The organism is Acinetobacter beijerinckii CIP 110307, assembly GCF_000369005.1.
GTDB classification, from domain to species: domain Bacteria; phylum Pseudomonadota; class Gammaproteobacteria; order Pseudomonadales; family Moraxellaceae; genus Acinetobacter; species Acinetobacter beijerinckii.
In genome coordinates, this window is the sequence record NZ_KB849764.1 from 448840 (window position 1) to 471094 (window position 22255).

The window sequence follows — 22255 nt, forward strand, 5'->3', positions numbered from 1 at the left end:
TTAGAATTTGTGACACTTATAATCTTTGATTTTTTAAAAATATAAAAAAAGGCGACGATATGAATATCGTCGCCTTTTAGAGCTAATCTGAGCTTACTTTTGTACCAATAACTGATCGAAGTGTTTAGTAAATACTTCGAGTTCAACTTGGCTTAAACTTGGAATCAGCTTTTTGATAACAATATGTACTGCTGTTTCAACACCGCTGGTTGCAACACTTGCAACACCACGTTTTACCATGCCTAAACCTAATGTTTTATTATATTCAGTCATGAAGTGTTGGATAAGCGCATCTGCAAATGTCTTAAACTGTTGTGTTAAAGCATCACGTTGCTCTTTACCATTTCCTGCTGCTACTTCAGCAAAGCTTTTTTTCATATCATTAACAAGGCTATCAGGAAGTACAGTACCAATACGTTGTTTGCCTTCATTGTCGATAAACAAGCTTTTTTCCATGAACGCTAATGATTCTAAGACTTGATCATTAGAGGTTTTACCCAACAATTGTTTCATTAACGTTGAAACGATGCTGCGAATTTTTTGAGCAAGTTCTTCAGTTGTATCTCGTTTATCACTTGGTGGAAATTGTTGAACCAAATGTACCAACATGGTGTCAATTAACTCATCAGTAAGCTGTAGAGAAATTTTGTCACGTAAAGGGTATTGTGGCTCTTTACTGTTACGGTTGGCTTGTGCAAGTTGAATATCCTGACTCAACGTTGCCGATGGAAGAATACCGAAATAACTGGTCATTGAAGAACATCCTCTATATCAAATTTATTCGTTTTATTGTCGCGCCAAGCGAGTTGGCTCGGGCATCCATGTCAAATCAGATACTCGGCATGGGTTAATATCCAAGCCCCCTCGACGAGTATACGTTGCATAGACCATCAGCTTTTCTGGTTGCAGCAATTGCCAAATATCAGCAAAGATTTGCTCAACGCATTGCTCATGAAAACCATTATGCTGACGGTACGAGATAATATAAGCTAATACGCTGCGATAACAAGGTTTTTTACCCTTAAAACGAATAAAAACCGTACCCCAATCAGGTTGTCCTGTTACAGGGCAATTACTTCTTAAAAGATGCGAATACAATTCAATCTCTACATCATCTTCCGCTGTATTATCTAATTGCAATAAGCTTGAGTCTGGGTGTTCTGAAAGACGTTCAGGAGTTAAATCGTCAATACAAATACCTTTCGGTTTAGAAATCTCTAAATCATCGACTTGAAATAGTTGAAGTTCAACTTTCCCACCAGCAGCATTTGACAGATCACGTTCTACGGTTTCAATGAAAGTATTTTGAGACTCAAATTGAGTGAAGTTCATACTATTGAAATAAAGTTTAAGTGACTTTGATTCAATCAGATTAGGTGAGCTCGCTGGCAACATTAAACGACCAATCGCAACCTGTGGTAAACCAAGCTTATTTAGCCATGAAATTTCGAATACATGCCACCAGTCTTTGCCTTGGCTGATTCCTTCAACGTGTGCATATTGTTGACGGGACTCAGCACGGGCTATTGGAAATAAAACCTCTGGCTGATATTGAGTAGGGTATTGGGTGTCTTTACCCAATAAAGAATGTTCAACACTCATTCACGCATTCCTGAACCACGAGATAATAAATGATAAGCAACCGTATAAAGCACAACACAGCATAGAGTAACGATACTCAATGAGAAGGTTACATTGACATCACTGTGTCCTAAGATGCCAAAACGGAAGGCATTGACCATATACACAATTGGATTAATTAAAGATAAATTTTGCCAAAATGGACTTAAAGCACTAATTGCATAGAACACACCACCTAAATAGGTGAGTGGCGTCAATACGAAAGTCGGAATAATCGAAATATCATCAAATGACTTCGCATAAACTGCATTAATGAAACCACCAAGCGAAAATAATAATGAAGTAATAATGACTGTATATATAGTCACGAAGAAATTATAAATTTCTAAGTGAGTAAAGAATAAACTCATGATGGTTACAATTAGACCAACCAAGACACCGCGACTAACGCCGCCAATCACATAACCCCAAAGAATTAAATGTAATGGCACAGGACTCATGATCAGTTCTTCGATGCTTTTTTGGAATTTAGCACTAAAGAAGCTTGAGGAAACGTTCGCGTAGCTGTTTGTGATCACTGCCATCATGATTAAACCAGGCACAATAAACTGCATATAGCTAAAGCCACCCATTTCACCAATGCGTGAGCCAACTAAATTACCGAAAATCACGAAATAAAGGCTCATGGTGATCGCAGGCGGTAACAACGTTTGTGGCCAAATTCGCATAAAGCGACGAATTTCTTTAACAACTAAAGTCCATAGGGCGGTTCGTAATTGATTGAAATTCATTGATCCGCTCCTGCAAGATTTTTCTCCACCATTTTGACGAACAATTCTTCTAAGCGATTTGATTTATTACGCATACTACTGACTTGAATATTTTGCGATTGTAAAATTAAGAATAAATCATTCATGCTATGAGCTTTGTCCATCGTGACTTCTAAGGTCATGGGATCAATTAAATTAAACTTAAAACCAATAATATCAAGCTGGAATTCATTTATTGGTTCAACAAGGTCACAAATAAATGATTCTTCATTGAGTTGATTGAGGAAACCTTTCATTGAGGTATCTTCTTTGATCACGCCACGATCAATAATCGCGATACGGCGACAAAGCATTTCGGCTTCTTCTAAATAATGTGTTGTAAGAATAATAGAAGTGCCTTTTTCATTCATTTCGGTGAGGAAATCCCACATTGAGCGACGTAATTCAATATCTACACCCGCAGTCGGCTCATCAAGAATAAGAAGTTTAGGTTCATGCATCATGGCGCGTGCAATCATTAAACGACGTTTCATACCACCTGATAACATACGTGATTGAATATTACGCTTTTCCCATAAGCCAAGTTTTTCTAAATAGAACTCTGCACGTTGTTCAGCCAGTTTTTTGGGAATTCCGTAATAACCCGCTTGTGTCACTAAAATATCAAATGTTTTTTCAAATTGACCGAAGTTAAACTCTTGAGGAACAACACCAAGACATTGTTTCGCATGGGATGGATGGGTATCTAAGTTATGCCCAAAGATTTCCACTGTACCCGATGTTTTTTTGGTTAAAGAGCTAATAATACTGATCGTGGTAGATTTACCAGCACCATTAGGACCTAATAATGCATAAAACTCACCTTCTGGCACGGTTAAATCGATACCTTTTAACGCCTGAAAACCATTACGATAAGTTTTGGACAAACCGCTCAACACCAAAGCATCAGTCATAAACGTCTCACGTTGTTAAATAGAATGGGTATTTTGAGCGATATGAAAAAATAAACCAAGTAGAAAAATAGGTTTATGGCGTGTTAAAAACAGAACGTTGTTTTTTGAGCTTGATTCAAGGGTAAGAAGATCCGTTTCTGTTAAATTAAACTGTTTAAAAGTAATTAGATAATTTTATAAGATTGAAATCGTTGGTTTAATAGACAATAAACATTTTTGTTTAAGGCTATGTATTTACCAATATGCTTTTTTTGCCTATGATGTGCATCGCATGCGCTCATAGCTCAACTGGATAGAGTACAGGTCTCCGAAGCCTGTGGCGTGGGTTCGAGTCCCGCTGAGCGCACCAAGATAACATTTTAATTTCTCTTATTTTTAATAATTTTCTGATAAAAACAAATCCTTCATAATTAGATTTGAGGGATTACATTTGTTTTGCTAATTTTGTCATATCAAATTATTTCTATATTTTATGAATTATAAATGTTGTACTGAATAATTAATGAGCTTTAATGTTTGATTCAATTGGCTTGGTGGAATTCGAGATTCTTGTAATGAGGTAATCCATTGCATTTGGCAAGCTTTGAGTTGTTGAATCGTTTTTATAGATTGGATTTTTTGCACCAATGGGCGAGCCATAAGCCCACAATAGGTTGTGAGTGTTTGAATCATGACTTGTTGAATTTCAATAAATGGTAATTTTTCTAAGTTTAATACTTCATTTTCAATATTTTCTGTTAAGTTTAATGTAATTGGTTGGATTTGCTCTGATTGGGTTGCATTTAATATTTGTTCATTATCATTTTGATCAGCATTGATTTCACTTGTATTTTTTTGAGCTGTTTGTTCTGCTAATAGTCCCATTTCAATCAATTGCTGAACCAATTCATTGGGTGCAATTCTTTGTTTATAGTCTTGATCTAGTTCTTTAAAATCCTCATGATCAATTAAAAGTAGTAGACGACGTTGACGTGCAGTTAAGGCAATACTACGTTCTTGGAGGGCAGTTTGCCCAAGCTCTGTTTTAAAAAAATGTGACATCTCTTAATCTCCCCCAATCAAGATCTAGACGGAGATTAAGATAAGGTTAAAAAATGACAGTTACGTTAACAAATTATTAAATATCATTGTCTTGTTTCGAGTAAGTGGAAAATAATCTTGATTATTTAATTTCCATTACTTGAGCAGCTTATTTTCTAAGGCTTTTCGCAAATACGGATCAAGATCATCTTGGCGAAGTAACCACTGAATATAGTCAGCAGGTAAATCTTGAATTGAAGTACCTTTGTGTTTACCAAAAGTGATACTTTTTGGAATGCGTGCTTGTTCAGAAGCTATATAGAGTTGTTCAATATTTTCAATGTTTAATTGATGAATGATATGCATCAAAATATTGGCAGTTAAGATAATATCCGCGTCTGCTCGATGAGCACCTTTAAGCATTTCGCGTGCTTTTTCACTTCCCTTTGAGATTAAATAAATAAGTGCAGAAATGTTATGTGCTTCTGCATCCTCCCAAACATGACGGGCGAGAGCAAGTGTGCATATTGGTTTTAATTTAGAGGTATCTACACCACATCGTGCGATTGCAGCAATATCATAATCAACATTATGTCCAATAATATAAGTTGTCTCTGACGGGAGCTTAAATTCCTTATAAAAAGGTTGATCCGCTAGGTCTGATTCTAATATGTGATGCACCGCCATCGCAGCGAATGAAATAGGTTGTCCCACTTGGTAAAGCTGATCAAAGATTTTTTTCTTATCTAAGCTTAATTTTCCGTTTTCAATTTCGATCGACGCATAAGCGATTTCAATTGGCAAACCATTCAATGTATGTGTTTCTGTATCTAAAATGATGGTTTGCATAAAGTAGACTCAAGTTTGATAGGATTTGATTATCTTACAAGAAATTTTCTCATAATCCGTTTCAAAAACACTCCAGATTTTGATTTTTTTAAGTTTTGTTGATGTTTTGAATAAATAAAAATCAAAAAATAAAAACAACTTGAAACATGATGAAATTAGGCGTAATTGTAATAAACGTTGTTAAAACCTTAGAGCATTCAGTCTAAGGATAAAAATGAAAAATAGTTAAGGAAAAACTAGATGAAAATTAAACTATTAACGGTTGCGATGCTGAGTAGCACTTTGTTCTTGGCAGCATGCGGTGGTGATGATAATGGAACGACAATATTTGTTCCAAAACCTGAGATTCCTGAAAATAATATCAAAGATCCTGTGGTTGGAATGCCAACAGCATATACCAAAAGTGATTTTAGTCTTGTAGCGTCAGAAAGCTCTGTTATGACTTATAAAATGTTAGGTAAAAATGGTCAAGAAACGATGGCAACGAGTTTGGTTTTTGTTCCTAAAGGAACAATGCCAGCTGGTGGTTGGAAAATTGTGGCGTGGGCGCATGGAACAACTGGTGTGGCTGATATTTGCGCGCCGAGTCGTAATGTAACTAATGAATATGTTCATGGAATGATTAGTAAATTTTTAGCAGCGGGTTACATCGTCGTTGCGCCTGATTATGAAGGGCTTGGCGAACCGAGCGGGCGTGAACTTCATCCATTTTTAAATGTAAAAAGTGAGGCCTATTCGATTACTGATGCTGTAGTTGCAGCCAGATCTTATTTATCTAGTCAAGGAAAAATGACATCACGTCAATGGGTGTCGGTCGGGCATTCACAAGGCGGGCAAGCCGCATTAGGAGCAGCTCAATATGCGAGCCGCGCAAAATTGGATTATAAAGGAACGATTGCTGTAGCACCTGCATCTAATCTTGGTGCAATTTTAATAAATGGAGAGCAATCTGTAAAAGATGCGCCTGTAAACTTTCAAACTCCAGTTTATGCACAACTTGATACTTTTACTGCATTGATTACTGCAGGTCTAAGAAATAATAATTTAACGTTCAGTTATTCAAGTGTTTTTAAATCACCAACTGACTTAATTGCGAGTAAAGCTGAGTCAGACTGTTCAGATGTATTAGGTAGTAAGTTTTTTGGCGCAATGCAAAATTATTTAAAAACAAATGTCGATTTGAAAAATTATCCCCGTACTCAAACAAACTTTATGGCCTTACCTATAGTGAAAGAGTTTTTAGAAAAAGATTCTCAACCTGCACAAGTTAAGCTTAATCAACCTGTTGTTATTTATCAGGGAGCAAAAGATACCACTGTACCTAAAGAAGCAACTGATGCTCTAGTTTTTGTTGCCGCTAGTAAAGGGTCTAGTATTCGATATGTAACAAATCCTGAATGGGATCATGGAACGGCATATGGGCTTAATATTGAAAATATTGTGAATGATGTCAAATCAGTAATGCCGCCTAGTAATTAAGATTTTAAGTTTTATCAAAGCCCAATTTTCGTGATTTGAGGATTGGGCTTTTCTGTCTATTTCTTAATGACCACGGTCTCCCAACCGTCATATTCACCATTTAACTGATTTGCTAATTGCGAAAGCTGTAATGTACAGTGATCTATTGATTGTTGATCAACAAATTCAGTTTTACAAATTTGTAATTGGTAAGGAAAACCATCATGTTCCTCTATTTCATTTTTTTGATTTATTTGAAAATCCCACGATAATATTATTTCTACAAATTTATTGAGATCCACTTCATTTTTAAAATATATCCAATGATCTACAGCTCGAGCAACTTCAAGATTATCTCCATGATTTTGAAGATTTTCAATTACAGATCGATTCGAAATGGTTTGCATAATTTCTTTACTTGGATACATATAATTGAAATATGTTGACCAATCTGAATCAAGTTTCTGACCAAACCTATAACTATATTCTGGATAAAACTGCATTACCTCATTAATGATATGTTCTGGATCTGTTCCATCTTCACAATAAAAATATAAATCTCTTAAATGATTATGTGTTAAACGACCAACATACAAGATAGCAAGTTCGCTTGTAAGAGCAGGAATAATTTGATCTTCTATTTGAGCGAGATGTTCAAATTCTTCACTTGAAGATAACCCATCCTCTCTTGAGCAGTTCATCTTTATTTCAACCCAAAGTAGGGTTGATCTATTGGTTATAGGGGCAATTTTAGCTAGAGCTAGATTTAGAAAGTAACTTGCAGGAACTTCATCTATTTGGCACATATAAAAGTTCCAGTTTTCTGGAACTTCAAGAGCTAAATCAGGTGAATCATTTTTTTGTAAATCTTCTTGAAAAGTATTGTTTTTTTTATGCCAAAATTTTAAGAAAGAAAACATATTTAGCTCTAGTGAATTTTTATCGATAGCTTAACAGCTAAATTCAGTCAAATTCACTAATAATTAAATAAATATCAAGCTTTGTAATAGTAAACTTCATGCTATAATTCGCACCAATCTTTAGCACGGCTTAAAAGCCCTAATTTATAGGACCCTCCGCTAATGTTTGCCAATATCTCTATTGCTGAATTTGATCCAGAATTAGCTCAAGCGATTGCTTCGGAAGGCGACCGCCAAGAAGCTCACATCGAGTTAATTGCTTCTGAAAACTATTGCTCTAAAGCTGTAATGGAAGCTCAAGGCTCGAAACTTACTAACAAATATGCAGAAGGCTATCCGGGCAAACGCTATTATGGCGGTTGTGAATATGTTGACGTTATTGAGCAACTTGCAATTGACCGTGCGAAAGAGTTGTTTGGTGCAGATTATGCAAACGTACAACCACATGCAGGCTCACAAGCAAACTCAGCAGTTTACTTAGCGCTTCTTAATCCTGGTGATACAGTATTAGGTATGAGCTTGGCTCACGGTGGTCACTTGACTCACGGTGCTAAAGTAAGCTTCTCTGGTAAAACTTATAATGCGATCCAGTACGGTTTAAACCCTGAAACAGGTGAAATCGATTATGAAGAAGTTGAGCGTTTAGCTTTAGAACATAAGCCACGTATGATCGTAGCTGGTTTCTCTGCTTATAGCCGTGTTGTAGATTGGCAACGTTTCCGTGATATCGCGGATAAAGTTGGCGCTTACCTTTTTGTTGATATGGCACATGTTGCTGGTTTAGTTGCTGCTGGTGTGTATCCAAACCCAGTTCAAATTGCTGATGTAACGACAACGACTACACATAAAACACTTCGTGGTCCACGTTCTGGTTTAATTCTTGCGAAAGCAAACGAAGAAATCGAGAAGAAGCTTCAATCAGCTGTATTCCCAGGCAACCAAGGTGGTCCTTTAATGCACGCAATTGCTGCTAAAGCAATCTGTTTTAAAGAAGCTATGGCACCTGAATATAAAACTTACCAACAGCAAGTTGTTAAGAATGCTCAAGCAATGGCTGAAGTATTCATTGCTCGTGGTTATGATGTTGTATCTGGTGGTACTGATAACCATTTATTCTTATTGTCTTTAATTAAACAAGAAGATGTAACGGGTAAAGATGCTGATGCATGGTTAGGCGCTGCTCATATCACAGTAAATAAAAACGCTGTTCCAAATGACCCACGTTCTCCATTCGTAACTTCTGGTATTCGTATTGGTACACCAGCTGTAACAACTCGTGGTTTTGGTGAAGCTGAAGTTCGCGACCTTGCAGGTTGGATCGCTGACATTATTGATAGCAAAGGTGATGAAAAAGTTATCGCTGATGTTAAAGCTAAAGTTGAAACGGTTTGTGCTAAATTCCCTGTATATGCAAACTAATTTGTATATCTAAAAAAAGCGCCGTAAGGCGCTTTTTTTTATTCAAATTTTTCAAAATTCCGAACAAAGTGCTTTTTGCAAAGCATCATATTGGTGCTAATTTTTATCTATTTTCTTAAATCGTCCCTAAAAATGATCAAATAAGTATTACGAATATGAAAAATAGTAATACTTATTTGGCATGTCTTTTGCTTCATCTAAATATAGTTAAAAGTTGTCTAGGGTTCCGATGTTGATCAACATGACTGGTCCGAGAGATAACGGTTCGACAGAACTACACGGAGGGATAAAAGCCCGGGAGATCAGGCATTTTGCCATTACGAGGTTAAATTATCCGCAAGAGGTGTGTTATGAATCAATCGTCTTATCACGACAATAAAATACTTTGGGATGAAAAATTACCGGGCGGACATCATTGGTCTGGTCGCATTCAAAGAGGGACTGTTTTACAACTCGAAGCACTCAATCAAAATGCCAATCTTGCTTTGTTTTGCGTAAATTCAGAAGAAAAACTAGAACGTTTTAATATGCCAGACAGCTTAAAGGCACAGCACACTGCGTTTTTGTCAACGGGCCATGTTTTATATTCAGATTTAGGTCGGGTAATGGCATCTATTGTGAAAGATGATCATGGTTGGAATGATGTTTTTTGTGGCCCAAGTACAGCAGCACAGATTGAAAAAAAATATGGAAAGCAAAATTTCCAACAAGCACGTAATGATATGTTTCAAAATGGAGTCGACAGTTTATTGGTTGAGCTGACCAAATTTGGTTTAAGACAAGCTGATTTGACTGCCACAGTTAATTTATTTTCTAAGGTTCAACCTGATGATAATGGAAAATTAACTTATCTCAAAAATGATAATCGTCATCAAATAATAGAGTTACGCTTTGAGATGGATTGTTTGGTCTTTCTTTCTGCGACACCACATCCTTTAGATCAAGCAGAAACTTATCAACCTGCTGATATTCAGCTGCGATTATTTAAAGCCAATCCTCTAACCGAAATTGATATTTGCAAAGATTCATGCCCGCAAAATCAACGTGGTTTTGCCAACAATAAACGCTATTACGCATTATCAAATTAAGGATTGGAGAACTAAGATGTCAGCATTACAAAAACTCAAAAAAGCAGTCCTTGATGAAGTATGCCCAGCAGGTGAAGCATGGATGTGTGAGGTCAAAAAAGGCCAGTATTTTAGAATTGTAGATTTAGAAGGTAATCAAGCTGTTGATACTTTATTTATCAGCGCAGAAAACCCAGATGAACGATACAGTGCCACAGATACACTAGCGCAAAATCAACAAATTTATCTTGAAAAAGGCACCGTGCTATTTAGTAATTATGCTCGTCCTATTGCGGTTATTGTGGATGATAACTGTGGTAGACACGATACATTGGGTGGTGCGTGTTCATGTGAAAGTAATACGGTGCGCTATGCACATGATAAATATCCAATGCATAGTTGCCGTAATAATTTTATGTATGCCTTAGCTCAGCATCCGATTGCAAAAAAACATCAACTGAACGTCAGTCACATTGGTCCGAACATTAACTTTTTTATGAATGTTCCTGTAACCACTGAAGGACATTTAAAGTTTGAAGACGGCGTATCAGCAGCAGGTAAATATGTAGAGCTTCAAGCAGAGATGGATTTGATTGTTTTAATTTCGAATTGCCCACAATTGAATAATCCATGTAACGCCTACAACCCGACAAAAATTCAATTAATTGTACGTGAAGCTTGAGGGGCGAATTATGTTTAATAAAGTATTAATTGCCAATCGTGGTGCGATTGCCTGTCGAGTCATCCGTACATTAAAAAAATTAGGTATTCAATCTGTTGCAGTCTACTCAGAAGCAGATCGAGATTCTTTACATGTCACATTAGCAGATGAAGCGATTTTTATTGGTCCTTCACCTGCGCAAGAAAGCTATTTAAATATTGATAAGATTCTAGCTGCTGCAAAAGCATCAGGCGCCGAAGCGATTCATCCGGGTTATGGTTTTTTATCAGAAAATGCGGCTTTTAGTGAATTATGTGAGAAAAATGGAATTGCTTTTATCGGGCCAACTGCTCAGCAAATGCTTGATTTTGGTCTTAAACATACCGCTCGTGAATTAGCAATTCAAAATAACGTTCCTTTATTGCCCGGTAGCCAATTATTGCTTGATCAAGTTGATGCGATTCAACAAGCAGATTTAATTGGTTATCCCGTCATGCTTAAGAGTACCGCAGGTGGTGGCGGTATTGGGATGCGTTTGGTTTGGAATGAAACCGAGTTGAAAGATGCTTATCAAACGGTCTCATATCTTGCACAAGCAAATTTCAAAGATGCTGGATTATATTTAGAAAAATTTGTTCAAAATGCACGTCATATCGAAGTTCAAATTTTTGGTGATGGCAAAGGAAATGTCATTGCCTTAGGTGAGCGTGATTGTTCGGTTCAGCGTCGTAATCAAAAGGTGATCGAAGAAACACCAGCACCTCATTTAGATGATCAGCAACGTCAATACATTCAAAATGTTGCCATCCAATTGATGCAATCTGTGCAATATCGTTCAGCGGGTACAGTTGAATTTGTCATGGACACCGATAGTCAAGCGTTCTATTTCTTGGAGGTTAATACTCGCTTACAAGTTGAGCATGGTGTAACTGAACAAGTGTATGGCGTTGATTTAGTAGAATGGATGGTGACCTTAGCAAGTGGCGATTGGGAAGCACCCAAGCAAAAATTGCAATCTTCAGGGCATTCTATTCAAGTCAGATTATATGCTGAAGATCCAATTAAAAATTTCCAACCGAGTGCAGGCTTGTTGACGAATGTTGCATTTGATCCAGCCGCTCGTGTGGAAACTTGGGTTGAAACTGGATCAAACGTTTCCTCTTTTTATGACCCAATGATCGCTAAAATTATTGTGACAGCCAAAGACCGTGATTATGCAATATCGGCGATGCAAAATAGCCTAAGTATTACTGAGATTGCAGGGATTGAAACAAACCTAGAATACTTACAGGAAATTATTGATTCTGAGACCTTTAAGCAAGGTACTCAAACAACACGTTTTTTAAATACTTTTGCATGGAAAACACAAAAAATAGAAGTATTACAGGCAGGTATTCAAACAGCCATCCAAGATGTGACGGGACGATTAGGGTATTGGGACGTCGGTGTTCCACCTTCGGGAGCTATGGATGCATTAAGTTTGAATGTAGCCAATCAACTACTTGGTAATGCATTTAACACGGCTGGTTTAGAGTGCACGTTGCAAGGACCGACGCTGAAATTTCATTGTAATAGCCAGATCGTATTGACGGGTGGCGACATGGAAGCCAGCCTAGATGGTCAAGCTATTCCAATGTGGTCAACGATTCATGTTTTAAAAGGACAAGTTTTAAAATGTGGTCGTGTCGTTACGGGTTGCCGAAGTTATATTGGAATAAAAGGGGGCTTTAATGTTCCTGAATATTTAGGCAGTTTAGCGACATTTACGTTAGGGCAATTTGGTGGTCATGCAGGTAGAAATCTACTTACTGGCGATATGTTGCCAATATTTGCATCGGAGCAGACTGAATCAATCTCCTTAAACCCAGAGCAAATACCGGCATTTCAAACTAACTGGGAAATTGCGGTGATGTATGGCCCACATGGGGCACCTGACTTTTTCACCAAAAATGATATTTCTATGTTTTTTGAGCAGGAATGGGAAATCCATTTCAACTCAAGTCGTACAGGCGTTCGCTTAATTGGACCTAAACCTGAATGGGCTCGAATTGATGGTGGAGAGGCAGGATTACATCCTTCAAATATCCATGATAATGCTTATGCAATCGGTGCAATTGATTTTACAGGGGATATGCCGATTATTTTAGGACCTGATGGCCCAAGTTTAGGCGGATTTGTGTGTCCTGCTGTGGTTATAAACTCTGAATTATGGAAGCTCGGACAGTTAAAAGCAGGAGATAAAGTAAAGTTTATCCTTGTGAGTTACACGCAAGCACAACGCTTAGAACAGCGTTATCAAGCTTCAATGGCGAATGAAACCACAGCAAAGCTCAATTATCAGCCACAAATTGAAGCAGAAGAAATTACATTAGCAAATGCAGTCTTGGCGACCTTAGATCAAGGTGATGATAAACCAAATGTAACGTATCGACCTGCTGGGAATCATTATTTATTAGTTGAATACGGAGAACTGGTTTTAGACTTAAATCTGAGATTCCGTATTCATGCTTTGATGCAGTGGGTTCAACAACAAAATATAAAAGGTATTATTGATCTCACACCGGGCATTCGATCTTTACAAATTCATTTTGATTCAACAATTTTAGATCAGCTTGAATTATTGAAATTATTGCAGGCAGCAGAAAGTGAGTTACCAGACATAGAAAACATGCAGGTTGCATCGAGAACGGTATATTTGCCACTCGCTTGGGAAGACTCTCAAACTCAACTTGCTACTGAAAAATATACGCAATTGGTAAGACCAGATGCACCGTGGTGTCCTGATAATATTGAGTTTATTCGCCGTATTAATGGTCTGGAATCGAAGCAGGCAGTTAAAGATGTGGTGTATAACACGTCATATCTTGTGATGGGGCTAGGTGATGTTTACCTTGGTGCGCCTGTAGCAACACCATTAGATCCTAGACATCGTTTGGTGACGACAAAATATAATCCAGCACGTACATGGACACCTGAAAATGCAGTCGGGATCGGCGGTGCATATATGTGTGTGTACGGCATGGAAGGACCAGGTGGTTATCAGTTTGTTGGGCGAACGACACAGGTTTGGAGCCGTTATCGCCAAAATCCTAATTTTGAACAAAATAAACCGTGGCTATTACGATTCTTTGATCAGATTCGATTCTATGAAGTATCTGAACAAGAACTGTTAGAAATGCGTGAATCATTTAAAGCGGGTCGTTTACAGTTACGCATTGAAGAAGGTGTTTTGAACCTTAAAGAATACAATGCATTTCTCAAAGAGAATGAGCAAAGTATTGGAGCGTTCAAACAAGTTCAGCAATCAAATTTTGAAGCCGAAAGACAAAGATGGCATGAAGCGGGTCTAGCTGAATATGTCTCGGATCAGGTTGATGTTTTGATTGATGATACTGAAATTAGTATCCCAGATGGTGGGATGCTCGTGGAATCACACATGCCGGGATCAGTTTGGAAAATTGAGTGTTCAGTGGGAGATATCATCGAGGAGGGCGAAACTCTTGCTGTGATTGAAGCTATGAAAATTGAGATTCCAATCATCGCACCTGCAAAAATGAAAGTAGATACCATTCTAATTGATAAAGCACAAACGGTAAAAACAGGGCAAGCTTTGTTTACTCTTGTGCCAGCATAAAATCAAAAAAATCATGATGCAGAAAAAGCCCTACGATGAAACTTAGGGCTTTTTTTATGTGCATTTTTTCATCTTTTTTAAATGATTTACCCATCAAAAACATAGTAAAAACTGGCATGGATACTGCATTTAATATTACGAATATTTAATTTGGTATTACTGGAGCGGTCATGAAAATCAAAAAAATTCTAGTTCAGTATTTTCACATTGCTACAAAAGTGCTGATTGAGTTGCTTTCTGTGAGAGCAGGTTTGTATGTAAAGCAAAATCAACTTCCTAAAAAATAGCTGAATGAGTATGAATGCAAAACCTAAGCTAACACGTATTAGCATTACAGTTCCTGAAAAAACGGTTGAAGCTTTAGATCAAAAAATTGTTGAGGAACATTATGAAAGTCGTTCTCAAGCGATTGTTGACATGATCAATAAGCATCTCATTCATCAATACACCACCGAAAATTCAGTGATGGTGGGCACATTGACACTACTTTATCAACGCAGTTCAAGCAACATTCGTGTTCAGTTAAGTGATTTGCAACATCAGTTTTTGGAACAAGTGATCAGTTCTTTAAGTATTCAACTCGATCAGCAAAAGATTCTTGAAGTCATGCTTTTACAAGGAAAAAGTAATGACCTCAAACAAATAAGCCAGCAGTTCATTGCACTAAAAGGTGTGATCAAAGGGCATTTAGAACTCATGGATGCGGTCATGCCACCTTTACAGCAAAACGAGTAGAAAACTCAATTGGCTAAAAGCCAGATGAGTTGATTGGTACACAGATTTATCAATGGAAATTTAAAACTTTTTTGAACGACAAATATGGGGTTATACAATGAAGCGTGCAATATCTTCTTTATCAGTTTCAATTCTTTTAGCGATGTCTGTGGTGGGATGTGATAACTCTGCCAAGGTACCAACAACAGATAAATCAACTGAAACAAAAAGTTCAAATTCAGCCACACCGATTACGATTGGATATAGTGATTGGCCGGGTTTTGTGGCATGGCAAGTAGCGATTGAAAAAGGTTGGTTAAAAGAAGTAGGTTTAAATGTAGAGTTTAAATGGTTTGATTACTCGGCTTCGCTTTCAGCTTTTGCTGCAAATCAACTTGATGCAGTTTTAGTCACCAATGGCGATAATCTTGTCAATGCATCGGGCGGTACCAAAGGCATGATCATTATGGTCACCGATTATTCTGCGGGCAATGATGTGATTATTGCTAAAGAGGGCATTCATAACATCAATGATTTAAAAGGAAAGTCGGTCGCAACTGAGAAGGGTTTGGTTGATCATTTATTATTGGCGACAGCACTAAATGATGCAAAAATTCCATCGACTGATGTGAAATTAGTAAATTCAGTGACCAATGAATTACCTCAAGTTTTTGCGAGTAAAGATATAGCAGCAATTGCAGTTTGGCAGCCAGTAGCCAATCAAGCACTTAAAGCTGTTGCAGGTTCAAAAATTATTTATACCTCAAAAGATAAACCTGGTTTGATTTATGACACTTTAGCGGTCAATACCAGTCACCTATCTATTCATAAAGATGAATGGAAGAAACTCATCCAAGTGTGGGATAAAACCGTAAAATATATTCAAGACCCTGCTACACATGATGATGCTGTAAAAATCATGGCAAATCGCGTTGGTGTTGATCCACAACAATATGAGCAATTTATTGATGGTACTCATTTATTAGATGTTGCTGCCAATAAAAAGGTATTTGTAAAAGGAGAAGGTTTTGATTCAATTTATGGATCAACTTATCATGTCAATAAATTTAACGTCAGTAATGGTATTTATAAAAGCGAAGTGGATGTTGATGGTTTGATCTATCCTGCACTGCTAGATGAACTGAAATAATAGGTTCTCAAAAGTAAAAAAACCGTTCAAAAATGAACGGTTTTTTAATGTCTTAAATATGGGTACTGTTGGAGAAAACGTTGATTACAATAATTCCAGCCAGCATCAGACCAAGCCCGATGATTGCAGCTAAATCTAAATGTTGTTTGAAGAAAATCCATCCAACCGTTGAAATTAGTACAATGCCTGCACCAGACCAAATCGCGTAAGCAATACCAACAGGTATGGTTTTAAGTGTAAGTGATAAGAAAAATAATGCGACTGCATAACCTAATATCGTAATTATAGAAGGCATCAACACGCTAAAACCTTGTGAAGCTTTCAAAGCTGAAGTCGCAATTACTTCAGCAATGATTGCAATGGTCAAAAAGAGATAGGACATAAATCGCCTATTTAAAGTTAGAGAACATGAATTGAACTTTTTAACAAGTGATCCTTCTCATGATCGAACCATTGTTCCGATGCAGAAGTAGTGGAGCTTGAATGACTAAATTCAAAATATGGTTGATAGACATCGATAGTGAAATAAAGTCGATATTTCTCACCCTCAATCACTTTGAACTGTGAAATGGTATTGCTATCAATTATTTCAAAGTGATCCAATTCAATGAGCTGATCAATTTTGTCTGACTGAGTACTAAAATGAATAGTTGCATCATTTAAGGTAATCGAGACTTCATAGTTTTCAATGGAGCTGTTTTTATCTTGCAAATCATAGAGCGAAGCTACATTTCCAATCTGCTGCTGATGATATGGCAGACGAGATTGTGCATAGGCAATATGTTGATCTGTAATAATTAAACCACCATCCATCGTGATTATTTCTTGGCTTGCTAAATGTTGCATTTGAAATAATCTGAGTCCGAGAAACAAACCTTTTTTAGCTTGTTGACGCCAATCTTCGACATAAGCATTCGAGGGCGAAAATTCTAAAATGCTATTTCCAATCTGATAAATTTTTGCGGGCTCTGGCCACTGCACATGATTTTGATAATTATGTTTGATATGCCATGACAAAAGTTCAGTTTTCGCATCCCATATCGTGTCCCCAATCCATCCTTGACGTTGATAGATAGAGGTATTGTTGCCATCAACCAGTCTTAAATCGATGCTAAAAGATTTGGACTGAAACCAATAAACAATGGTCTTTTCATCCGTCATCCCATTGAAAAAAGTAATACTTTTTCGTCTAAAACTTCCCATTAAGTATTGAGGTAATTCTATATCGCTTAAAGTAGTGGGTTGTAATTGTTCTAAAAGTTGCTCTAAATTCATGGTGTTTCTCCTTTTTCTTGCATACCAAAGGAGTAGAGTGGACGAGCATTTTCTAAAACAAGCTCACCTGTTTCTATTCTTTTTTTCAGATACATGAATGTTTGAGCAGTTTGATTAAACAAATGTTCACCACCTTTCATGGCGGAATACTGAGGTGCTTCATTCTCTACGACTGGCTGAATGATATAGTCGTAATCACATGAGAAGAATAAAGGAAAAGAGTAACGTTCTTGTTGAACTCGTTTAACCCGATGTTTTGTTGCTAAATAACGGCCATTCGACAAAATTTCCATCATGTCACCGATATTCATCACCATGGTGTTTTCTATCAGTGGAATATTAATCCATTCTCCTTGTTTATTGAGGACTTGCAGTCCTTCAGCGGTCGGGAAGAGTAGGGTAAAGCATTCATAATCTGTATGCGCACCAATTCCAAATTGATCTTCTGCTGCTGGATTATAGGGATAATGAATTAGTCTTAATTGGCTTGGCGCATGTTGTGTATGTTGTTCAAAAAAGTCTTCATCTCGCTCTAAGGCTAAAGCGAAAGCCTTAAATAACTGCTGACCTATTGCTCGAATATGCTGATAATAATTTAAAACGACAGCTTTAAATTGAGGATGGTCAGGCCATAAGGTAGGGCCTAATAATGGTCTTCTATAAGATGTATCTGAATAATCATAATTCACATCATAGGATTCTTTTAAATCGTAAACATTTGCCTTGAATTGTTCTTCACCGATAGGAACATAGCCACTATGATTTTCAGAAAGGCCAATATAGTGGCGCATTTTGGTCGCTTCATCTTGAGCAAAATAACTTTGCGCAATCTGTTTCAGTTGTTTAAATAATTCAGGTTGAAATTGATCTCCTCGAATATATAAGAAACCAATATCTTTACAGGCTTGATCAAGCGCTGTGACAACTTTGATTCGATCTTGCAAGCGATCACTTGCAAGCAGTGAAATATCAATCAGCGGCAGTGCATAAGCATCATGAGATTGACTCATAAGGTTCACCATAGGCTGGTCGTCCAGCAATAAATGAAGCAAGTTGGGTCGTCCCAATTGCTATTTTTATTTCTATGTACTGATTTTGGTCATACGAGGAATTTTAGGCAGATCCTCTAAAGCAGGGTCAATGTCTTCTTCCTGAGCATGGACGAGTTGATCTACTTGCTGACGTAATTGTTTAAATTCAGGGGAGTGGATTAAATCTAATGATCGTGGCCGTGGTAAATTCACTTCAATAATTTCTTTGATTTCACCAGGATTTGCTTTTAAAGCCACAATACGATCTGCCAATAAAATGGCTTCATCCATATCGTGTGTGACAAACATAATCGTGATGTCGATGTTTTGCCATAAATCCATCAGATGCTTTTGCATTTTTTGTCGGGTATAAGGGTCTAGAGCACCGAAGGGTTCATCCATTAATAAAATTTTAGGTTCATTGACCAAAGCTCTGGCAATTGCCACACGTTGCTTCATTCCACCAGATAGCTCATGCGGAAACTGATTTTCGTATTTTTCTAAACCAATAATATTGATCCATTCACGTGCCATTTCCTCAGCTCGAGTTGGACTCACGCCTTTCATTAATGGACCAAACATCACATTTTCTTTGACGGTTTTCCATGGGAAAAGGGTATAACCTTGGAACACCATGCCGCGTTCGGAACTCGGTCCTTGAATTTTTTCCCCTTCAACTAGGACTTCACCACTGTGAAAATCATCCAAACCTGCTACGACACGACTTAAAGTTGATTTACCACAACCTGACGGTCCGATGACACAAATGAACTCACGTTTGTGAATGCTTAAATGAATGTTATTTAAAACCACTCGCTCAGTATTTCCATGCCGGAAAACTTGACTTAAATTCTTGGTTTCAAGCATGACAGGTCGAGCATAAATAGTGTCGAAGTAGCTTTTTGAATCAAAAAATTCATCCATATTCATACTCCTTTTTTCCACTTAAATAGACGTGCGCCGAGTTTCATTAAAATCAAATCACAAACGATGCCAATGAACCCAATGATGAGAATTGCTGCATAGACATTATCAAAGTTTTGATAGCGAGCTTGTTGAGTGATAAACCATGTGATTCCTGAGGTTGCACCAATTAATTCCGATACAATTAAATAAGTCCAAGCCCACCCAAGTAGAACACGCTGATCTCGATAAATATCAGGAAGTGCTGCGGGAATAACGACATGGAATAAGCTTTTAATCTTATTAGTACCTAATGTATAACCCGCTTCTATGAGACCTCGATCCACCATTCGTGTTGTATTCGCGATAATTAAGATTTGTTGGAACAACGTACCAATCACAATAATGGCAATTTTAGGTGCATCATTGATACCTAATATAGCAACGGCCAATGCACCAAAGGCAGGTGCGGGTAAATAACGGAAGAACTCGACAAAAGGCTCTGTCAATCTTGAGATGGTTTTTGAAAAACCACATAAAATTCCAAGCGGCACACCCAGCAAAGACGATATAAAGAAAGCCGTAAATACGATCTTAATACTATGCCATAGGCTCTGATGTAACCACGGAGAGTCAGCTTGCTGTGGTGGTGTCGTAAATGAAGTAAACAGTGCTTTTGCGACTTCATGTGGTGCAGGTAAATAGATAGGATTGACTAAGATGCCTGTAGGAGGGCTTTTCCCTTGATCAACGATATTTTGCGCTTCAGCATAATAAGCATCTTTGGCTAAGCGAGTTCCCACTTGTAAATAGGACGCATCACCTGAATTTGTGATTTGAACTTGAGGATGCCAAATAAAAGGTAAATAACTGACACAGCTCCAAATCAGTAAAGGAATTAAAAAAGATCCTAAACTTAAAAAAAGCTTGTTCTTATTTGACGCGGATGAATGGTGCATAGGCAAACACCTGTAGTAATACTAATTGTTAAAAACGTAATACTACTTAGCAAGTTTGATGCCAGTGTTTTGCCTATGTTCGTAAATATTGCTTTATTTTTAGAGGTGACAATCGATGCTTGATAAGCAATCGAGTTATTCCCTTAGATTGTATAAGCCTCTAATTACCTAATAAATTTAAGCTATTAAATTTAATTTGCAGTTGATCCTTGCTCTCTATGTGTAAAGGATCAGGTTTAATACAATCAATAGGGCAAACCGCAATACATGTGGGTGATTCGTAGAAACCGACACATTCAGTGCAACGTTGTGGGTCAATTTCGTAAATTTTTGCACCTTCATAAATCGCTTGATTAGGGCATTCTGGCAAGCACATATCACAGTTGATACATGCTGTAGTAATCAATAGCGCCATATTTAATCTGCCGAATATGCAAGTGCATCTGTTTTTAACTGTGTTTTGGCGTGTGGAAGATTACGTATTAATAAGGCATAAGTAATATCGATATCTGCTGAAAGTGGGATTTTCACAATATGTCCAGAACCTTTTGCATTTTCGATTGGATAACCTTTTAAATCACGCATTTCAGTCAAAGTGAAGACAAGATTACCTTTAGGAGTCATGAGCTCAAGTGTATCGCCAACTAAAAATCGATTTTTAACTTCTACTTGAACATAATCGCCATTGCGCTCAATTACCTCACCACAAAACTGTTGATAGTCGAAATGTGATGAACCATCCTCATAATTTTGGTAATCGCTATGAACATGGCGACGTAAAAATCCTTCTGTGTAACCACGATTGGCTAAACCTTCAAGTTGATCCATTAGACTTGAGTCAAATGGTTGACCTGATAGCGCATCATCAATTGCCTTACGATAAATTTGAGCTGTTCGAGCACAGTAAAAATAGGATTTTGTTCGTCCTTCAATTTTAAGTGAAGCAATTCCCATATGAGTCAAACGATCAACATGTTGAATGGCACGTAAGTCCTTCGAGTTCATAAAATAAGTACCATGTTCATCTTCTTCAGCCGCAAACATTTCTTCATCATTACGCTGTACTAAAACACTTTGAGTAGGGGCATCTTGAACTTTATTGGAACAGCATTCTTTTGATTGTTCTATCTGCTGAACAGGAATTACGTCACCATTCACATCTTCTTGTGCTTCATGAATTTTATATTCCCAACGACAAGCATTGGTACATGCGCCTTGATTTGCATCTCGTTTATTCATATACCCAGAGAGTAAACATCGTCCTGAGTAGGCCATGCATAGTGCGCCGTGGACAAAAACTTCGAGTTCAATTTCTGGTACATTTTTCTGTATTTCTTCAATTTCTTCTAATGCTAATTCACGAGAAAGAATGACTCTGCTTAAACCATAGTTTTTCCAGAATTTTACAGTTGCCCAATTAATCGCATTGGCCTGTACAGAAAGGTGGATAGGCATATCAGGGAAATGTTCGCGAACCATCATAATTAAGCCAGGATCCGACATAATTAATGCATCAGGTTGCATCGCAATAATTGGCTCGATGTCACGAATAAAATTTTTAAGTTTGCTGTTATGTGGCTGAATATTGGCAACAACATAGAATTTTTTGCCTAATGCATGTGCTTCATCAATTCCGATTTTTAAATTTTCATGATCAAACTCATTATTACGAACACGGAGACTGTAACGTGGTTGTCCTGCATAAACGGCATCTGCACCATAAGCAAAAGCATAACGCATGTTTTTAAGTGAACCAGCAGGAGAGAGTAATTCAGTATTCATGATGCAAAAGGCATATAAAAAATAGGGAATTATTTTAAAAATATAATCGCATAGATTCAACCTAGCATTTTGCTCGGAATTTTAAATATTTAAGTAAGTATTAACTGAA

The 22255-nt window shown here is 37.3% G+C and carries 22 protein-coding genes, 1 tRNA gene and 1 riboswitch; of the genes, 9 read left to right on the forward strand and 14 right to left on the reverse strand.

What is annotated here, in order from left to right:
- Positions 1–93 precede the first annotated feature (93 nt).
- Genes F933_RS03700 through F933_RS03715 form a run of 4 tightly spaced genes read right to left on the reverse strand, consistent with a single transcriptional unit; the run spans position 94 to position 3304 of the window.
- Complete coding sequence (locus F933_RS03700; protein ID WP_005053565.1) at positions 94–753, reverse strand: hypothetical protein; 660 nt, start codon at positions 751–753, stop codon at positions 94–96.
- 33 nt (positions 754–786) lie between these two features.
- Positions 787–1602: an NADPH-dependent 7-cyano-7-deazaguanine reductase QueF gene (gene queF, locus F933_RS03705; protein WP_005058616.1), complete on the reverse strand. Its 816-nt coding sequence runs from the start codon at positions 1600–1602 to the stop codon at positions 787–789.
- Complete coding sequence (locus F933_RS03710; RefSeq protein ID WP_005058618.1) at positions 1599–2372, reverse strand: ABC transporter permease; 774 nt, start codon at positions 2370–2372, stop codon at positions 1599–1601. The genes queF and F933_RS03710 overlap by 4 nt, the downstream gene beginning before the upstream one ends.
- Positions 2369–3304, reverse strand: coding sequence for an ABC transporter ATP-binding protein (locus tag F933_RS03715; protein ID WP_005053571.1), 936 nt, complete (start codon positions 3302–3304; stop codon positions 2369–2371). The genes F933_RS03710 and F933_RS03715 overlap by 4 nt, the downstream gene beginning before the upstream one ends.
- 273 nt (positions 3305–3577) lie before the next feature.
- Here F933_RS03715 and F933_RS03720 point away from each other — a divergent pair.
- Positions 3578–3653 (forward strand) — tRNA-Arg (locus tag F933_RS03720).
- Positions 3654–3781: 128 nt separating this feature from the next.
- Here F933_RS03720 and F933_RS03725 read toward each other — a convergent pair.
- Positions 3782–4345 carry a hypothetical protein gene (locus F933_RS03725; RefSeq protein ID WP_005058621.1) on the reverse strand — a complete coding sequence of 188 codons (564 nt, stop codon included), beginning with the start codon at positions 4343–4345 and terminating at the stop codon, positions 3782–3784.
- 135 nt (positions 4346–4480) lie between these two features.
- On the reverse strand, positions 4481–5173 hold the full coding sequence (locus F933_RS03730; protein WP_005058623.1) for a putative quorum-sensing-regulated virulence factor: 693 nt from the start codon (positions 5171–5173) through the stop codon (positions 4481–4483).
- Between the two features lie 240 nt (positions 5174–5413).
- On the opposite strand from F933_RS03730, the gene F933_RS03735 reads away from it, so the two are divergent.
- Complete coding sequence (locus F933_RS03735) at positions 5414–6652, forward strand: alpha/beta hydrolase (protein ID WP_005058624.1); 1239 nt, start codon at positions 5414–5416, stop codon at positions 6650–6652.
- A gap of 56 nt (positions 6653–6708) precedes the next feature.
- Here the strand turns inward: F933_RS03735 and F933_RS03740 are convergent, their stop codons facing one another.
- Entirely contained in the window at positions 6709–7551 is an 843-nt protein-coding gene (locus F933_RS03740) for a DUF695 domain-containing protein (RefSeq protein ID WP_005058626.1), read from the reverse strand.
- A 162-nt stretch (positions 7552–7713) separates the two neighbouring features.
- Here F933_RS03740 and glyA point away from each other — a divergent pair, with 162 nt between their 5' ends.
- The 7 genes from glyA to F933_RS03770 all read left to right on the forward strand — a co-directional run bounded on the left by glyA (position 7714) and on the right by F933_RS03770 (position 16196).
- On the forward strand, positions 7714–8970 hold the full coding sequence (gene glyA / locus F933_RS03745) for a serine hydroxymethyltransferase (protein WP_005053578.1): 1257 nt from the start codon (positions 7714–7716) through the stop codon (positions 8968–8970).
- A 207-nt stretch (positions 8971–9177) separates the two neighbouring features.
- Positions 9178–9273, forward strand: a riboswitch (guanidine-I (ykkC/yxkD leader).
- Positions 9274–9320: 47 nt separating this feature from the next.
- Positions 9321–10058, forward strand: coding sequence for an urea amidolyase associated protein UAAP1 (locus F933_RS03750; RefSeq protein ID WP_005058628.1), 738 nt, complete (start codon positions 9321–9323; stop codon positions 10056–10058).
- A 16-nt stretch (positions 10059–10074) separates the two neighbouring features.
- Entirely contained in the window at positions 10075–10719 is a 645-nt protein-coding gene (locus F933_RS03755; protein ID WP_005058629.1) for an urea amidolyase associated protein UAAP2, read from the forward strand.
- A gap of 10 nt (positions 10720–10729) precedes the next feature.
- Positions 10730–14332 carry an urea carboxylase gene (gene uca, locus F933_RS03760; RefSeq protein ID WP_005058631.1) on the forward strand — a complete coding sequence of 1201 codons (3603 nt, stop codon included), beginning with the start codon at positions 10730–10732 and terminating at the stop codon, positions 14330–14332.
- A 170-nt stretch (positions 14333–14502) separates the two neighbouring features.
- Positions 14503–14619: a hypothetical protein gene (locus F933_RS17530; protein ID WP_005053582.1), complete on the forward strand. Its 117-nt coding sequence runs from the start codon at positions 14503–14505 to the stop codon at positions 14617–14619.
- 10 nt (positions 14620–14629) lie between these two features.
- A complete protein-coding gene (locus tag F933_RS03765; protein ID WP_034710366.1) occupies positions 14630–15067 on the forward strand; it encodes a CopG family ribbon-helix-helix protein in 438 nt (145 codons plus the stop codon).
- Between the two features lie 97 nt (positions 15068–15164).
- Positions 15165–16196 (forward strand): ABC transporter substrate-binding protein, encoded by a 1032-nt coding sequence (locus tag F933_RS03770; protein WP_005058634.1) that lies wholly within the window; start codon positions 15165–15167, stop codon positions 16194–16196.
- Positions 16197–16248: 52 nt separating this feature from the next.
- Here F933_RS03770 and F933_RS03775 read toward each other — a convergent pair whose 3' ends face one another.
- From F933_RS03775 to trhP, 7 genes are all read right to left on the reverse strand, one after another.
- Entirely contained in the window at positions 16249–16578 is a 330-nt protein-coding gene (locus F933_RS03775; protein ID WP_005053589.1) for a DMT family transporter, read from the reverse strand.
- 17 nt (positions 16579–16595) lie between these two features.
- On the reverse strand, positions 16596–17471 hold the full coding sequence (locus F933_RS03780) for a hypothetical protein (RefSeq protein ID WP_005058637.1): 876 nt from the start codon (positions 17469–17471) through the stop codon (positions 16596–16598).
- Positions 17468–18493, reverse strand: a complete 1026-nt coding sequence (locus tag F933_RS03785; RefSeq protein ID WP_005053593.1) for an isopenicillin N synthase family dioxygenase — start codon at positions 18491–18493, stop codon at positions 17468–17470. Before F933_RS03785 ends, F933_RS03780 begins: the two co-directional genes overlap by 4 nt.
- A 60-nt stretch (positions 18494–18553) precedes the next feature.
- Positions 18554–19432 (reverse strand): ABC transporter ATP-binding protein, encoded by an 879-nt coding sequence (locus F933_RS03790; protein ID WP_167539057.1) that lies wholly within the window; start codon positions 19430–19432, stop codon positions 18554–18556.
- Complete coding sequence (locus F933_RS03795) at positions 19429–20364, reverse strand: ABC transporter permease (protein WP_005058641.1); 936 nt, start codon at positions 20362–20364, stop codon at positions 19429–19431. The genes F933_RS03790 and F933_RS03795 overlap by 4 nt, the downstream gene beginning before the upstream one ends.
- Positions 20365–20524: 160 nt before the next feature.
- Positions 20525–20779: a YfhL family 4Fe-4S dicluster ferredoxin gene (locus F933_RS03800; RefSeq protein WP_005058642.1), complete on the reverse strand. Its 255-nt coding sequence runs from the start codon at positions 20777–20779 to the stop codon at positions 20525–20527.
- A gap of 2 nt (positions 20780–20781) precedes the next feature.
- On the reverse strand, positions 20782–22146 hold the full coding sequence (trhP, locus tag F933_RS03805; RefSeq protein WP_005058645.1) for a prephenate-dependent tRNA uridine(34) hydroxylase TrhP: 1365 nt from the start codon (positions 22144–22146) through the stop codon (positions 20782–20784).
- Positions 22147–22255: the final 109 nt, after the last annotated feature.

Coding starts and splice junctions, on each gene's coding strand:
- glyA (WP_005053578.1), top strand. CDS start 7,714: ATGTTTGCCAATATCTCTATTGCTGAATTTGATCCAGAATTAGCTCAA.
- F933_RS03775 (WP_005053589.1), bottom strand. CDS start 16,578: ATGTCCTATCTCTTTTTGACCATTGCAATCATTGCTGAAGTAATTGCG.
- F933_RS03770 (WP_005058634.1), top strand. CDS start 15,165: ATGAAGCGTGCAATATCTTCTTTATCAGTTTCAATTCTTTTAGCGATG.
- uca (WP_005058631.1), top strand. CDS start 10,730: ATGTTTAATAAAGTATTAATTGCCAATCGTGGTGCGATTGCCTGTCGA.
- queF (WP_005058616.1), bottom strand. CDS start 1,602: ATGAGTGTTGAACATTCTTTATTGGGTAAAGACACCCAATACCCTACT.
- F933_RS03795 (WP_005058641.1), bottom strand. CDS start 20,364: ATGCACCATTCATCCGCGTCAAATAAGAACAAGCTTTTTTTAAGTTTA.
- F933_RS03735 (WP_005058624.1), top strand. CDS start 5,414: ATGAAAATTAAACTATTAACGGTTGCGATGCTGAGTAGCACTTTGTTC.
- F933_RS03800 (WP_005058642.1), bottom strand. CDS start 20,779: ATGGCGCTATTGATTACTACAGCATGTATCAACTGTGATATGTGCTTG.
- trhP (WP_005058645.1), bottom strand. CDS start 22,146: ATGAATACTGAATTACTCTCTCCTGCTGGTTCACTTAAAAACATGCGT.
- F933_RS03715 (WP_005053571.1), bottom strand. CDS start 3,304: ATGACTGATGCTTTGGTGTTGAGCGGTTTGTCCAAAACTTATCGTAAT.
- F933_RS03765 (WP_034710366.1), top strand. CDS start 14,630: ATGAATGCAAAACCTAAGCTAACACGTATTAGCATTACAGTTCCTGAA.
- F933_RS03710 (WP_005058618.1), bottom strand. CDS start 2,372: ATGAATTTCAATCAATTACGAACCGCCCTATGGACTTTAGTTGTTAAA.
- F933_RS03755 (WP_005058629.1), top strand. CDS start 10,075: ATGTCAGCATTACAAAAACTCAAAAAAGCAGTCCTTGATGAAGTATGC.
- F933_RS03780 (WP_005058637.1), bottom strand. CDS start 17,471: ATGAATTTAGAGCAACTTTTAGAACAATTACAACCCACTACTTTAAGC.
- F933_RS03785 (WP_005053593.1), bottom strand. CDS start 18,493: ATGGTGAACCTTATGAGTCAATCTCATGATGCTTATGCACTGCCGCTG.
- F933_RS03700 (WP_005053565.1), bottom strand. CDS start 753: ATGACCAGTTATTTCGGTATTCTTCCATCGGCAACGTTGAGTCAGGAT.
- F933_RS03790 (WP_167539057.1), bottom strand. CDS start 19,432: ATGAATATGGATGAATTTTTTGATTCAAAAAGCTACTTCGACACTATT.
- F933_RS17530 (WP_005053582.1), top strand. CDS start 14,503: ATGAAAATCAAAAAAATTCTAGTTCAGTATTTTCACATTGCTACAAAA.
- F933_RS03750 (WP_005058628.1), top strand. CDS start 9,321: ATGAATCAATCGTCTTATCACGACAATAAAATACTTTGGGATGAAAAA.
- F933_RS03730 (WP_005058623.1), bottom strand. CDS start 5,173: ATGCAAACCATCATTTTAGATACAGAAACACATACATTGAATGGTTTG.
- F933_RS03740 (WP_005058626.1), bottom strand. CDS start 7,551: ATGTTTTCTTTCTTAAAATTTTGGCATAAAAAAAACAATACTTTTCAA.
- F933_RS03725 (WP_005058621.1), bottom strand. CDS start 4,345: ATGTCACATTTTTTTAAAACAGAGCTTGGGCAAACTGCCCTCCAAGAA.